Below are 14,128 nucleotides of genomic sequence, written 5' to 3'. Positions count from 1 at the left end.
AGTCATCTAAAGTATTAAAACATAATAAAATTAGCCCTTATGATTTCATTTATACGCCTCTTCATACTATTATTTTTATTTCACTTGCCAACTTATGTAAGTGCTGAAGTAAAAAATCGAGTATTGTTTTTAGGAGACTCCCTAACTGAAGGATTTGGAATAAATCCTGGCCAGTCATATCCACAGTTATTGCAAAAAAAATTACAGGAAAATGGCTTTTCAATTAAGGTCATTAATTCAGGTGTCAGTGGCTCTACCTCGGCCAGCGCTGTTTCTAGACTGCGATGGCTTTTACAAACAAAACCCACTCATTTGGTTTTGGCCTTAGGAGCGAATGATGGCTTGCGTGGTCAGTCTATCAAAGCTTTACGTGAAAACCTAAAGAAGGCTATTGTTTTAGCAAAATCACAAGATTTAAAAGTGCTATTGCTAGGTATGCGCATTCCGCCAAATTATGGATTGCAGTATTCTAAAGACTTTTTTGAAAGCTATCAAATAGTTGCAGATTTAACAGGGGTTTCTCTATTGCCCTTCTTGCTGAAAAACATTGCGGGCAAGTCCAATTTAAACTTAGCAGACGGAATTCATCCTAATGCAAAAGGACATAGTATTATGGCGGAAAATATCTACCCATTTCTTAAAGTACAATTACTAAATTAAATGATTACAGTTAACCAGTTACTCAAAACTTATAAATTACCATCGGGTGATGATTTACCTGTATTGCGTAACGTCAACTTCACTATTAAAACAGGTCAATCAGTAGCTATTACAGGAACTTCAGGAAGTGGCAAAACAACACTGTTATCTTTATTAGCAGGGATTGATAATGTTACCTCAGGCAATATTGTTATTGATAAAGAAGAAATAACCTGCATGAGTGAAAATCAGTTGACAAAATTTCGCTCTCAAAAACTTGGATTTATTTTTCAAAGTTTTTATTTGCTGCCTCACTTAAATGTATTAGAAAATGTCGCCTTACCACTTGATATTGTTGCAAAAGATGATGCCAATGATAAAGCTAAAGAGCTATTGAAACTAGTAGGTTTATCTAGCCGACAAGATGCTTTACCCAATAAACTGAGCGGTGGAGAAAAGCAACGAGTGGCAATTGCTAGAGCTTTAATCAACGAGCCAAAAGTTATTTTTGCAGATGAACCTACTGGTAATTTAGATGTAGAAACGGGGCAAATTATTACAAACCTTCTGTTTGATTTAGTGCAATCAAAAAACTTAACCTTACTTCTTGTAACACATGACTTAGCATTAGCTGATCGTTGCGACAGGGAATTAAAACTAACAAATGGTCAATTAGATGACGTTTAACCGTCTTTCTTTTTTAAGTCGCTACGCTCTTAAAGAATTATTCAATAATCGATTTTTTTCGATTTTTTTTGCCGTTAACCTTTGGCTTGGGCTAGTAGGCTTTGTTTTTATTGGAAATATTGGTGTAGGTGTTGATAAGTACTTTAATCATAATTTAAAAAAAATTCTTAATGGCGATTTGCAAATTTCCAGCCGCCAATCATTACCGCAAGATCTTTTAAAAAAAGTAGAAGACCTCTTATCTAAAAATAACTCTAATTTTGAAATAACGCAAACCACTAGTCTTTTCTCTATGGTTAACAGCACTAAACAAACAGTCTTGTTTAATGTTCGGGGTATTGATAAAAAATTTAACTTATATAGTGATTTTGCCATTCAAAATGGTGAAGTTAATAGTGCATCTATTAGTGATAGCTTATTGAAACAGCAAGGGGTTTGGCTTGACAAAGAGAGCATGCAATTATTACAGGTTAAAGTTGGTGATAAGCTCAAAATTGGAAACACTTCATTTACAATTAATCAAACAATTAGTCGCTTACCTCAAATGGGGAGCGCCTTTAGTGCTTTTGTTCCTACTGTATATATCCATCGCCAATATATTAAAGATACTGGTTTATTAATGCTGGGAAGTCGGGCATCTTCTAGTATTAACATCAAGTTGCAAAACGTTCAATCAATCGACAACTTAAAGCAAGAGCTCATTGCGTTAATCTATCAGTATTATCCAAATGCTGGCGATCTACGCGTACGCAGTTTAAAAGATGCCAGTGAGCGATTAGATGTATTATTAGAATATATTGCTGGTTTTTTAAATTTAGTTTCCTTAGTTGCTTTGTTTTTATCTGGCATTGGCACGGCTTTTTTATTTAGAAATTATGCTTTAAAACGCCTTAAAAGCTCAGCCATCGCAGCTTGCTTAGGCTTGTCTAGCAAGCAATCTAACATTATTATGCTAATACAATTATTGTTATTAGCATCGGTTGCTGGGATATTGGCTGTGTTCTTTGGTGGATTATTAAGTTATATCTTTAGTATTTACTTTTCGGATTTTATTGGAGATTTTAAATTTGTCTTATTCGATTTTACAACCGCATTAGCTGGACTTTTAATCGCTATTTTTTCAGCCATATTATTTTCTTTACCTACCTGGCTACAAGTTAGGAATATTAAGCCCATTATTCTGCTCAAAAGCGAAGGTGTTCCAGTGGTTGGTCAAAGTAAAAAGCAGTGGATTTTTTATCTGCCTGGGTTAACCTTTTTTTGGTTAGTGGCAACCTACTTAACGAATTGGATGCAAGGTAGTTTTTTTATACTGGTATTTTGCTTTGTTCTATTAATTTTAATTGGCTGCGTTTCACTTATTTGTCATTTTTCAATGTGGCTTAGCAAAAGACACAAAGGCACTTATAAAATGGCATTACGGCAAATTGCACGACATAGAAATGCGACTATTTCATCTGCTACAGCAATAGCTTTAGGTGTGTTCCTGATTTCGATGATCCCACAAATTTCTATGGGTATCAGTAATGAAATTAAGCAACCAAAAGGTGCATTATTACCTAATTATTTTCTCATCGATATTCAAGAGGAACAACTTGAAGGTTTGGAGAAACTAATTATTGAATATGGATTAAAGCTAGATTATGTTTCACCATTAGTTCGTGGTCGGTTAACTCATGTTAATGATGAGCCTGTTGGACGACGCTATGTAAACCATGAACAAAAAAAACAAGGACTCCTAAGAGCGTTTAATCTTAGTTACCGTCAAAAGCTACTCCCTTCTGAAAAAATTGTTACAGGTGAGTCCTTTGATGAATACTCCCCTGAAGCTCCTTTTCAAGTTTCAATTGAAGAAAAATTTGCTAAACGTAATGGTCTAAAAATTGGTGACCGTTTAGTTTTTGATATTCAGGGTGTTTCCCTAAAAGGTGTCATTCAAAATTTACGCAGCGTTAAATGGAATAGTTTTCAGCCTAATTTTTTTGTGTTATTTCAAACTCAAGCATTGATATTGGCACCAAAAACCTATATTGCCAATATTCCTAATATTAAAGGTGAAAACAAGTTTCAGTTTAGAAAAGAATTAATAGAAATGTATCCAAATATTTCAGCAATTGACATTCAAAAATTAATTGACTCTACTTTAAGTATTGGTGCAAAAGCTTTAGAGTTAATTCTATTTTTAGCAACTATTACCTTCCTGTCTGGAATGATGGTGGTTTTTTCAATTTCTATTATGCGTGCTTATGAGAAAAAAACAGAGTTGTCGCTACTAAAAACTCTTGGAATGTCTTCATCATCTTTACAAAAACTTGTGCTAATTGAGTTTTCTTTACCTGCAATTATTGCGGTATTTATTGGAGTAATGTTAAGCATTGTAGTTTCGTTTGCCTTTTCATACTTAACATTTGAACGAATTTTTGAAGTTCATTTCGATGCACTAACAATTGTTTTGCTCTTGGCTACCATCTTAATTATGATGATGGCTTGGCTGGTTGGTGGCTATGTATCTAGAATTAAACCTTTAAAAAATTTACGTGATGATCAGTCTTGACTTAGAATTACTCTTAAAAATTAGGTGTTCTCGCTCATGTATTGCAAAGCTTGGTATAAATATTCCACGGGGACTATTTTTAAGCCTTTAGGGGCTTTTTTAGGTAAATTACCCTTTGGTATGATAGCCACCTTGAAACCGTGTTTTTGAGCCTCTGATAGACGCTCAATCGCATTATAAACAGGACGAATCTCTCCTGTTAAGCCTACTTCACCAAAAGCAATCCAATCATTAGGGATTACCTTATCCCTAAGACTCGACATAATCGCCAGCATCACTACCAAATCAGAGGCAGTTTCATTCACTTTAATGCCGCCAACTACATTTACAAATACATCTTGATCATGAGTGGCAACGCCACCATGTTTATGTAACACAGCAAGCTGCAAAGCTAGACGATTTTGCTCCAATCCTACACAAACACGCTTGGGATTGCCACTTGCTTGATCAACTAAAGCTTGTATTTCGATCATTAGCGGGCGAGTTGCCTCTCGCGTTACCATTACCATAGACCCTGGTGATGGCTTAGCCTGATTAGACAAGAAGATAGCCGACGGATTTTCAACTTGTTTTAAGCCTGTTTCACCCATTGCGAAAACACTAATTTCATTAACAGCACCAAAGCGATTTTTTACCGCGCGAATAATACGATAGCGCCCGCCTGCATCGCCCTCAAAATAAAGCACTGTATCTACCATATGTTCAAGTATTCTGGGGCCCGCTAAAGCGCCGCCTTTGGTTACATGACCAATCATTAGTAATATTGTGTTGGTTTGTTTGGCATATTGGGTCAGTTGCGCTGCACAATCACGCACTTGCGTAACTGAACCTGGTGCAGAAGATGAACCGTCAGTGACCATGGTTTGGATTGAATCAATCACAATAACCTTAGGTCGAACCTCTTTAGCCAGCTTAATAATTTTTTCTAAATGAGTTTCACTCAAAAGTAAGATATCTTCTTTAATGCTTAAGCGAATTGCTCGATCACCAATTTGCTCAGCTGACTCTTCACCACTGACATACAAAGTGGTGTCAGTTTTGTTAATAGCCGCCATCACTTGCAAAATTAATGTGGATTTTCCAATACCGGGATCACCACCGATTAACACCACAGAGCCATCTACTAAGCCACCGCCCAAAGTCCGATCAAGCTCACTAAGTCCAGAGCTGAGCCTAGTCCTATTTTCAGATTTAATAGCTGATAAATTTTGAACTTTAGAAGGTGGAAGATCTTTTAAACTTTCAGGTTTCGAAGAAGTCGCTTGAGACAAAACAACTTCTTCTAAAGAATTCCAAGCTTTACAATCAAGACATTGGCCAGCCCATTGATGGTGAGAAGCGCCACATTCCCGACAAACGAATTCAATTTTTGTTTTTGCCATTTTTATACTATCGCTATTTATTCATGAGTTTATCAATCTCATTTTTAAAAGCTTCAATATCTTGAAATTGTCGATAAACCGAAGCAAAACGAATATAAGCCACCTCGTCAAGCTCTTTAAGCTCTTGCATAACCCATTCACCAATTTTTTTAGAAGGCACTTCGCGCTCAGCTTGAGTCATGAGTTTGTGCCCAATGCGCTGAATTGAAGTTTCAATTTGTGAGGTTTTAACAGGGCGTTTTTCTAGCGCTTTTAACAAGCCAGAACGCAGCTTTCCCTCACTAAAAGATTCTCTAGATTCGTCACTTTTAATCAACCTTGGAAGGTTAAGATCTACCGTTTCACGGGTTGAATAGCGCTCACTACAAGACGTGCACTCACGACGTCGACGAACTTGCGAGCCGTCATCAATTAAACGTGTATCTAATACTTTGGTATCGTCAGACTGACAAAATGGACAGCGCATTCTCCCCCTTAATGCTAGTTATTTGCACCCATCAAGTGGATACTAAAAAGAGTAAACCGGATGCTTAGCGCAAACTTCAGCAACCTTTACTTTAACTTCATCAATCACTGATTCATTGCCAAGATCGTCACAAATATCACATATCCAACCTGCAAGATCACGGCACTCTTGCTCGCCAAATCCACGAGTAGTAACTGCCGGTGTACCAACGCGAATACCACTAGTCACAAATGGAGACTGAGGGTCGTTTGGTACGGCATTCATATTCACTGTAATATGTGCACTGCCTAATGCTGCATCAACTGCCTTACCGGTTAAACCTTGATCGATAAAACTGACTAAAAATAAATGGTCATCTGTACCGCCAGAAACAACATCATATCCTCGCTCAATAAATGCATTCGCCATTGCTTGTGCATTAATCTTAACTTGCTTTTGATAGATTTTATATTCATCGCTCATTGCTTCTTTAAAACACACTGCTTTAGCAGCAATAACGTGCATCAAAGGTCCGCCCTGAATACCTGGAAAAATTGCTGAATTTAATTTTTTCTCAATGTCAAGATTAGACTTAGCAAGAATCAAGCCACCACGAGGGCCTCGAAGTGTTTTATGCGTTGTAGTGGTGGTTACATCTGCAATACCTACTGGAGACGGATATTCACCCGCTGCAACCAAACCTGCAACATGCGCCATATCGACTAGTAAATAAGCACCGATCGAATCAGCAATGTCTCTAAAACGCTGCCAATCAACTACACGTGAATAAGCAGAAAAACCTGCGATAACCATTTTTGGCTTATGCTCTTGTGCTAAAGCTTCAACTTGGTCATAGTCAATCTCGCCTGTCTCGTCAACTAAGCCATATTGGATAGCATTAAAATTTTTGCCAGAAAAAGAAGGTTTTGCGCCGTGAGTTAAGTGCCCGCCATCTGCAAGGCTCATACCTAAGATAGTATCGCCCGGTACTAATAGCGCCTGGAAAACAGCTGCATTCGCTTGCGAGCCTGAGTGAGGCTGAACGTTAGCATAGTCTGCATTAAATAAAGCTTTAGCACGATCAATAGCTAATTGTTCAGCCACATCCACATGCTCACAACCACCATAGTAACGCTTTCCAGGATAACCTTCAGCATACTTATTGGTCAACTGCGAGCCTTGTACTTCCATCACTGCAGGTGATGTGTAGTTTTCACTGGCAATGAGCTCAATGTGCGCTTCTTGACGAGCTGTCTCTGCAATCACTGCATCATAAATCTCAGAATCAACAACGGCTAAAGTTTGGGATTTATTGAACATAGGCCTCTCCTTTTTTTAATATTTTTTTTGGTTTTTAATTTAATAATTTTAACTCATAATTATAAATATAACGATAAAAGTAATTGCCTATGTTGTAAAAATAAGGGAATTATGAAAATCAATCAAAATATGCAACTTTAAAGCTTAGTTTTGGCTAAAAAATACTTATAAATTGCCATTTATAAGTATTAAACGCTGTTTTATAGTTAAAAATATCCACTTAATGACAATTTGATAAAAAATTTAGGAAATTTTAAGAATTGAAAGCCAAAAGTGACTAAACATAAAAAAGCCGCAAACTAATTGCTCAGTTTGCGGCTTTTTTTATTCCAATAATTTAGTTATAAATTATGGCTTCTTAGGTGTTTGGTATGGCACTTCTGTTTGTACTGAATCCCATTCAGTTGTGTAACCAACGTGAAAACCTGCAGGTACTTTACCATCTACAGTTTTTTGAGTTGTTGTAACTCTGAAACCTTCTTTACCAACTACACCTGTAGGAACTGCAGGTCTTTGCATTTGTCCGCTCATATTCTACTCCTAAAAAAACTTAAAGCATCCACTGTAAGAAACTACAGCTAAAAAATACTTTAATCAATAAAATTTATAATCTAATATTATTATACAGTGATGGATGTCAATAGTTCAATTTTTATCAAAAAATTATCTTATTAAATAGATTTAAATATCATCTTAATAATTAGCAATATTTATAAAGCGTTACAAACTGAGCAATGAGTATCTTTGCTAATCTTAACCGTTCTAAAATCAAGATTTAGAGCATCCATTATCATCAGCTTTCCAATCAGCTGATCACCTAGATTTAAAACAACCTTAATAGCTTGTAGTGCTTGCAATGTCCCCATAACACCTGCAACTGGTGCAAGGATGCCATTTTCTGAGCAATTTTCATTATTCTCACCCTCCTTAGGATATAAGCACTGATAACACGGCTGGTCTGACTCATGGCCTTTAAATACTGACAACTGACCTTCAAAGCGAACAACAGCAGCAGATACTAAGGCTACTTTCTCTTGCACACAAGCTGCGTTTATCTTAAAACGTGTCTCGAAATTATCCGTACCATCTAAGACGACATCTGCTTTGCTCACCCAAGTCTTAAGGTTGTCTTCGCTCAGATCTTTAAGTGTGGTTACTTTAATATTCGGATTAATGGCCAGCATTTTATTTTGTGCGGAGTCTACTTTGTATTCGTCGATATCTTGAGTATGGTGAACAACTTGGCGCTGAAGATTTGACAATTCAACCTTGTCAAAATCTGCAATAATGATATGCCCCACACCTGCTGCTGCCAAATAAAGAGCGCTTGGCGAGCCCAACCCACCTAAGCCGATTAACAACATGGTAGAATCTAACAAACACTGCTGACCTTCAATGCCAACCTGTGGCAGCATAATTTGACGAGAATACCTAAGCAGCTCCTGGTCATTCATTATTATCTTCTTTCGTATTTTGATTAAAGTATTTGTCAAGCTTTGGTGCAATTAATAATTGGCAATAAGGCTGATTAGAGTTGTTATTAAAGTAGTTTTGATGATATGCTTCTGCTGGATAAAATACATCCAGCGCACTGACTTCAGTCACAATATTATCACCCAGGGTTTGGATGTAAGCATTGGCTAGATTTTTGTGTGCATCATTAGTGTAGAAAACGCCAGAGCGATATTGCGTACCTCTGTCATTACCCTGTTGATTTAGTGTAGTCGCGTTGTGCGTTGCAAAAAAGACAACAAGTAATTGCTCAAAGTTTACTCGAGATTCATCAAAATTAATTTTGACCACTTCAGCATGTCCCGATGACCCAGTACATATATCTGCATAGGTTGGGTTTTGGGTTAAGCCGTTACAATATCCAGACTCAACACTTAACACACCTTGAATTCGTTGAAAGACGGCTTCAACACACCAAAAACATCCGCCGGCAAAATAAGCTGTTTGCATGTATGATTAAATTATTAATTCAAAAAATGATAGTATAGTCGATGAGTGCCAAAGAAGTAATAGTACAACTTCAATCTTTCGCGAACCTGGAACGTAAGAAAATCAATGAAAGATTTTTTAAAACAGGTCCTGGGCAGTATTCAGAGCATGACCAATTTATAGGTGTTCGAGTTCCGCAAATTCGCCTTATTGCAAAACAACATTTCAAGCGAATTGAATTTAGTGAAATTGATCAATTGATCATTCACCCTATTCATGAAGTACGTTTTTGCGCACTGATTATATTAATGAATCTGTATCAAACAAATAATCAAGAAATCGTTTTTAACTATTATTTAGAAAATATTAGCTCTGTTAATAATTGGGATTTGGTTGACACTACTGTGCCTGCTATTATTGGCGATTACTTGCTTAATCACTCAACAAAAACTGCACTTCTTTTTAAATGGGCTAACTCAGATGATTTATGGAAAAGACGGATTGCTATTGTCGCTACGTTTGCTTTTATTAGACAAAATCAATTTAAACTTACTTTGTCTATCAGCAAAATACTACTAAAAGACAAAGAAGATTTAATACATAAAGCGGTTGGCTGGATGTTAAGAGAAGTTTATAAAAAAGACTTAAACATTTGCACAGCCTTCTTAAGAGAAAACTATGTACAACTACCCAGAACTACTTTAAGATATGCGATTGAACGCATGCCTGAGATCGATAGAAAAGCTTATTTAAAAGGAACTTTTTAAAATGACCCAAAAAGCCCCGTACGAACATGGATATATGCTGAGTTTATTGCTCATCGCTATCGCTGGATTAATCTGGTTATTTACACCCTTTATTCCCGCTTTATTTTTAGCATTGTTAATCGCTATCGCAACTTTTGATCAATACAGTAAACTCAAAAATAGATTATCGGCTTCTTATGCAGCGCTGTCGATGACACTATTAGTGACGACAATTTTGATCTTACCATTAAGCTATATTTTGCTTGTAAGTGGTCTGGAAGTATCTACCCTTATTCAAACTATTAATACGGATTTTAGTATTGAAAAAAGCCATCAAATTCTCGAACAAACCATTTTAGGCCTGCCTTTTTCTGAATCCATAAAAACAACACTAATTGCCACTATTAACAATAATCTAGAAGGCTTACTGTTAAGTGTTAAAGACTTCTCAGTGGTGATTTTGAGTAGTATTCTGTCTTTATCTTCTCATTTTGTATTTTTCTTGGTGATTAGTGTTTTTGCACTTTACTACTTCTATATTGATGGTAAGAGCATCATTCAGCGCATTAAAGATCTTTCACCTTTAGAAAATCGCTTAGACGACATCCTACTAAATCAATTTTCAAGTCTCTCTGTTACGTTGGTTGGAAGTGTATTTAGTATTGCTATTTTACAAGGGGTAATATTCTCTATCGCTGTAACGATAGTAGGCTTGCCTGCTTTGTATTTTGGTATCGCAATGGCACTATCGAGCTTTATTCCGGTGCTTGGTGGTTTGATTATCTGGCTACCACTCAGTATATATCTTTATGCACAAGGTCAAACTAGTGATGCACTCATCATTGTTTTATTTGGCGCTATTTTTATTGGCATTATTATTGATAACTTTGTCAGACCTTTAATTATCCAAAAATTTACCAAGACCAGTCACCAATCTAGTGCGCTAGACAATACTTTAATTACCGTATTATCAACATTGGCTGGCATCATTCAATTTGGTGTCTTAGGTTTGTTTATTGGTCCAATTATTGCTGCTATGGCTATCAGTATTTTTGATGTTTATGCTATTAAATACGCAGACTCGCTAGACAAGCGATAAACTACAGTCCAGACGGACAAGCACTAAAGAGCGCTCTAGCGATAAAATCGTAATCAGGTATAATCTCTCTTTTTAATTTACAAAAGAATTCATATGTTAAATAAATTAGTTGAATATATTAAAAACAATCATCCAGATACGAATGTTGACGCCTATCTAGATGCTAAATACATCCAACTTAACAATGCCCAATTAAAGCAGATTGCTGATGCACTAGAGAGTGGTGAGCTGAAAAGCACACCTTCTTCAAGCTGTGGCGCTAATCATTTTATTTTTCATTTTGGCAGTACTATTATCTTATTGCAAAAAGATACAACAGAATCTAATGCCGTCTATACCGCTGAACTTGCTTGGGAAACTGACTTCTTATCAGTAAGATCGGTTAGAGATAAAGCTAAAGGCTTCTACTTTATTAATTTTGAAATTGACGATGATTATCAAACATCGTTAGTGGAAACTCATAAAATTATTGATGGCCATGTTCATAATGCTGAAAAGAATCAGCAAATCGTTGACAAGGTTATGCCGGTATTAAAGGGTTTTATGAATGCTGTAAGTGACTAAAAGACAACCCTATTGTTCTTAACAATACCTGTTAGCATCCAACCCTATCACTTGTACCTCCTTGTGGGGTGTGAATACTATTAGCGATTAACTAATTATAAAGCTAGCCTATTTGGGTCAATTTTTTAAGTTTTGGCCCGGCCTTAAAGCTAACAACTTTTCGAGCTGATATTTCTACAGATTCACCTGTTTTTGGATTTCTTCCAGGGCGTGCGGCTTTTTCTCTAATAACAAAATTACCAAAACTAGATAGCTTAACTTCTTCGCCCGTGGCTAGAGTTGCCTGAATCTGGTCAAAGAAATCATTGGTTAATTGCAAAGCTTGTGCATGAGTCATTTCCAACTCACGTACAAGTTCATCAGCGATATTTTTTTTACTTAGCGACATTATCTTAGTGTGGCTGAAAATTTATCTTTCATTAGAACTAATACTTCATCTACTTTTGCATTCACTTCATCGTCAGCCAAAGTTGCTTCTAATGATTGATAAGTTAAACTTAATGCAATGCTCTTTTTTCCAGTCTCAATATGCTCACCGGCATATACATCAAACAAGCTAACACCCACAAAATGGGCTTGTTTTAACTCATTAATACTTTTAGTTAAGGCGGCAACTGGCGTAGCTTGATCAACCACAAGTGCAATATCTCTTTGTGCTTGCTGATAAGACGAGAAAGCCTCATATTTGGCAATTTTTCCAGTTAAGATTGCGTTTAAATCAACCTCATATAAATAACACTTAGACAGTGATAATTCTTTTTGAACCGCTGGAGATAATGCGCCAATCCAACCTACTTGCTCACCATTTAGGCTGATTTTAGCACTTTGTCCTTTTTGTAATGCAGGATGCTCTGCAGCTTCAAAATCAAACGTTGCAGAAGTAAAGCTTAACAATGATTCAAGATCAGCTTTTGCATCAAAGAAATCAAGTGGCTGAAGCTCACTTGACCACTGGGAATCAAATCGATTGCCCGAAACAATACCAGCCAACTTGTTTGATTGCTCGTCAGCTTTTACACCGCCAAAACACAAGCCAATTTCAAAGAATCGTGCATCTGTATGACCGCGTCTTTGATTAGACTCTACCGTTTGCAATAAGCCTGCCCAAAGCGAAGAACGCATGGTGGACATATCTGCTGAAATTGGATTTGTTAGTGTAATTTTTTGAGCCAGCGGATCGATTAAATCTTGATACTTTTCAGATATAAAACTATAAGTAATAACTTCTTGATAGCCACGACTAATCAAAGATTGCATAATGTCATACTTATCAACCTGCGCTTCTTTAATCACATTGATATTAGCATCTAATGATAATTTTTGAACAGGGAGTTTGTCATAGCCATATAATCTTGCTAATTCTTCAATAAGATCAGCAGGAATACGAATATCAAATCTAAAACTTGGTGGAATAATTGTCCATGAATTACTAGTTTTGTCGCTAATCTCAAAATCTAAATTGATGAATTTTTCCTCAATCCAGCTACTGTCTAATTCAAAACCTAATATTTTCTGAATTTTTTCTTGTGTAATAGTGATAGGCTCTAGCTTTGGCAAGGTTGATTCATCAACACTTTTTGTTATTTCACTTGCTTCACCGCCACAAATTTCTAAGACCAATTGAGCAGCACGATCAAGTGCTAGCTCAGTAATATTAAAATCTACACCACGCTCAAAACGAAGCGATGACTCTGTATGTAGTCCATAATTTCTTGCTTTTCCGGCAATTGAGACTGGCTCAAAAAATGCACTTTCTAGTAAGATGTCTGTTGTTGACGTTTGAGTGGAGCTAGCCTCGCCACCCATAACGCCTGCAATAGCAAGGATAGATTTTGCATCAGTAATTACCAATGTATTGTCTGTTAGCTCAACGGTTGAATCATTTAACAAGTCCACTGTTTCACCTGACTTAGCATTTCTAACTTGAATATCGCCCTGAATCTTGTCTAAATCAAACGCATGCATAGGTTGACCTAACTCCATCAAAACATAGTTAGTCACGTCAACGACTGGCGAATGTGTAGCCTGACCTGAGCGTTTTAGTTTATCAGCCATCCATTGTGGTGTTTGCACAGAGTTGTCAATACCTTTGATTGATCTTGTAAGGTATTTAGGGCAAGCGCTAGTATTACTGACACTGGTCGCAACACTAGATTTGCCCAAAGCGCTTATTTCAATATCTGGCATAACAAATGCCATATTGTAATTAGCACTCACTTCACGAGCCACACCTAATACTGAAAAGCAATCACCACGATTAGGAGTGATATCAAGCTCAATAATATGATCATCAAGATCTAAATATTCTCTAACATTTTGGCCAATTATTGCTTGTGAATCTAGCTCAGCAATACCTTCAGAGGAATCACTAATGCCCAGCTCTGATTCAGAACAAATCATGCCAAATGATTCAACGCCACGAAGCTTAGCTTTTTTAATTTTAAAATCGCCTGGTAGCTTAGCACCGACCAAAGCAGCCATGACTTTAAGACCTGTACGTACATTTTTAGCACCACAAATAATTTGAACAGTCTCAGCTTCACCAACATCAACTTGGCAAAGGTTTAGCTTGTCTGCATCTGGATGCTTTTCACAAGATACAACATGCCCAACAACAACTTTACTAAAAGCCGGTGCAACAGTTTCAATACCGTCGACTTCTAGGCCAGCCATTGTTAATTGTTCGGCCAATATCTCATCCGTAACAACAGGTGAGATCCATTCACGTAACCATGATGTTGAAATATTCAT

The 14,128-nt window shown here is 36.7% G+C and carries 14 protein-coding genes; 6 read left to right on the top strand and 8 right to left on the bottom strand.

The features are described from left to right. Nucleotides 1–39: 39 nt before the first annotated feature. From N9Y32_03920 to N9Y32_03910, 3 genes are read left to right on the top strand one after another with little or no spacing between them, the layout of a single operon-like run. The gene (locus N9Y32_03920) at nt 40–660 is read left to right on the top strand and encodes an arylesterase (GenBank protein ID MDB2590159.1); all 621 of its coding nucleotides are present in this window, start codon (nt 40–42) and stop codon (nt 658–660) included. After that, nucleotides 661–1,326, top strand: coding sequence for an ABC transporter ATP-binding protein (locus tag N9Y32_03915; protein ID MDB2590158.1), 666 nt, complete (start codon nt 661–663; stop codon nt 1,324–1,326). Next, a complete protein-coding gene (locus tag N9Y32_03910; GenBank protein ID MDB2590157.1) occupies nt 1,316–3,880 on the top strand; it encodes a hypothetical protein in 2,565 nt (854 codons plus the stop codon). Before N9Y32_03915 ends, N9Y32_03910 begins: the two co-directional genes overlap by 11 nt. Nucleotides 3,881–3,900: 20 nt before the next feature. Here N9Y32_03910 and radA read toward each other — a convergent pair whose 3' ends face one another. From radA to msrA, 6 genes are all read right to left on the bottom strand, one after another. Next, nucleotides 3,901–5,262 carry a DNA repair protein RadA gene (radA, locus tag N9Y32_03905; protein ID MDB2590156.1) on the bottom strand — a complete coding sequence of 454 codons (1,362 nt, stop codon included), beginning with the start codon at nt 5,260–5,262 and terminating at the stop codon, nt 3,901–3,903. Between the two features lie 13 nt (nt 5,263–5,275). Beyond that, nucleotides 5,276–5,728, bottom strand: a complete 453-nt coding sequence (gene nrdR / locus N9Y32_03900) for a transcriptional regulator NrdR (GenBank protein ID MDB2590155.1) — start codon at nt 5,726–5,728, stop codon at nt 5,276–5,278. Nucleotides 5,729–5,770: 42 nt separating this feature from the next. Beyond that, nucleotides 5,771–7,027: a serine hydroxymethyltransferase gene (locus N9Y32_03895; GenBank protein MDB2590154.1), complete on the bottom strand. Its 1,257-nt coding sequence runs from the start codon at nt 7,025–7,027 to the stop codon at nt 5,771–5,773. Nucleotides 7,028–7,375: 348 nt separating this feature from the next. Beyond that, nucleotides 7,376–7,558 carry a hypothetical protein gene (locus tag N9Y32_03890; GenBank protein MDB2590153.1) on the bottom strand — a complete coding sequence of 61 codons (183 nt, stop codon included), beginning with the start codon at nt 7,556–7,558 and terminating at the stop codon, nt 7,376–7,378. Nucleotides 7,559–7,737: 179 nt separating this feature from the next. After that, nucleotides 7,738–8,481, bottom strand: coding sequence for a molybdopterin-synthase adenylyltransferase MoeB (moeB, locus tag N9Y32_03885; protein ID MDB2590152.1), 744 nt, complete (start codon nt 8,479–8,481; stop codon nt 7,738–7,740). After that, on the bottom strand, nt 8,474–8,989 hold the full coding sequence (msrA, locus tag N9Y32_03880; GenBank protein MDB2590151.1) for a peptide-methionine (S)-S-oxide reductase MsrA: 516 nt from the start codon (nt 8,987–8,989) through the stop codon (nt 8,474–8,476). Before msrA ends, moeB begins: the two co-directional genes overlap by 8 nt. A gap of 41 nt (nt 8,990–9,030) precedes the next feature. Here msrA and N9Y32_03875 point away from each other — a divergent pair, with 41 nt between their 5' ends. The 3 genes from N9Y32_03875 (at nt 9,031) to N9Y32_03865 (ending at nt 11,377) form a co-directional block, all read left to right on the top strand. Continuing rightward, entirely contained in the window at nt 9,031–9,735 is a 705-nt protein-coding gene (locus N9Y32_03875) for a DNA alkylation repair protein (GenBank protein ID MDB2590150.1), read from the top strand. Between the two features lies 1 nt (nt 9,736). Beyond that, complete coding sequence (locus tag N9Y32_03870) at nt 9,737–10,813, top strand: AI-2E family transporter (GenBank protein ID MDB2590149.1); 1,077 nt, start codon at nt 9,737–9,739, stop codon at nt 10,811–10,813. Nucleotides 10,814–10,906: 93 nt separating this feature from the next. After that, on the top strand, nt 10,907–11,377 hold the full coding sequence (locus tag N9Y32_03865) for a hypothetical protein (GenBank protein ID MDB2590148.1): 471 nt from the start codon (nt 10,907–10,909) through the stop codon (nt 11,375–11,377). 103 nt (nt 11,378–11,480) lie between these two features. Here N9Y32_03865 and N9Y32_03860 read toward each other — a convergent pair whose 3' ends face one another. Further along, the gene (locus tag N9Y32_03860; protein MDB2590147.1) at nt 11,481–11,765 is read right to left on the bottom strand and encodes an integration host factor subunit alpha; all 285 of its coding nucleotides are present in this window, start codon (nt 11,763–11,765) and stop codon (nt 11,481–11,483) included. Further along, the gene (pheT, locus tag N9Y32_03855; GenBank protein ID MDB2590146.1) at nt 11,765–14,128 is read right to left on the bottom strand and encodes a phenylalanine--tRNA ligase subunit beta; all 2,364 of its coding nucleotides are present in this window, start codon (nt 14,126–14,128) and stop codon (nt 11,765–11,767) included. Before pheT ends, N9Y32_03860 begins: the two co-directional genes overlap by 1 nt.

It is taken from the genome of Candidatus Thioglobus sp., from assembly GCA_028228555.1.
In the GTDB taxonomy this organism is placed as follows: domain Bacteria; phylum Pseudomonadota; class Gammaproteobacteria; order PS1; family Pseudothioglobaceae; genus Thioglobus_A.
This window is presented reverse-complemented; position numbering and strand designations above follow the sequence as displayed.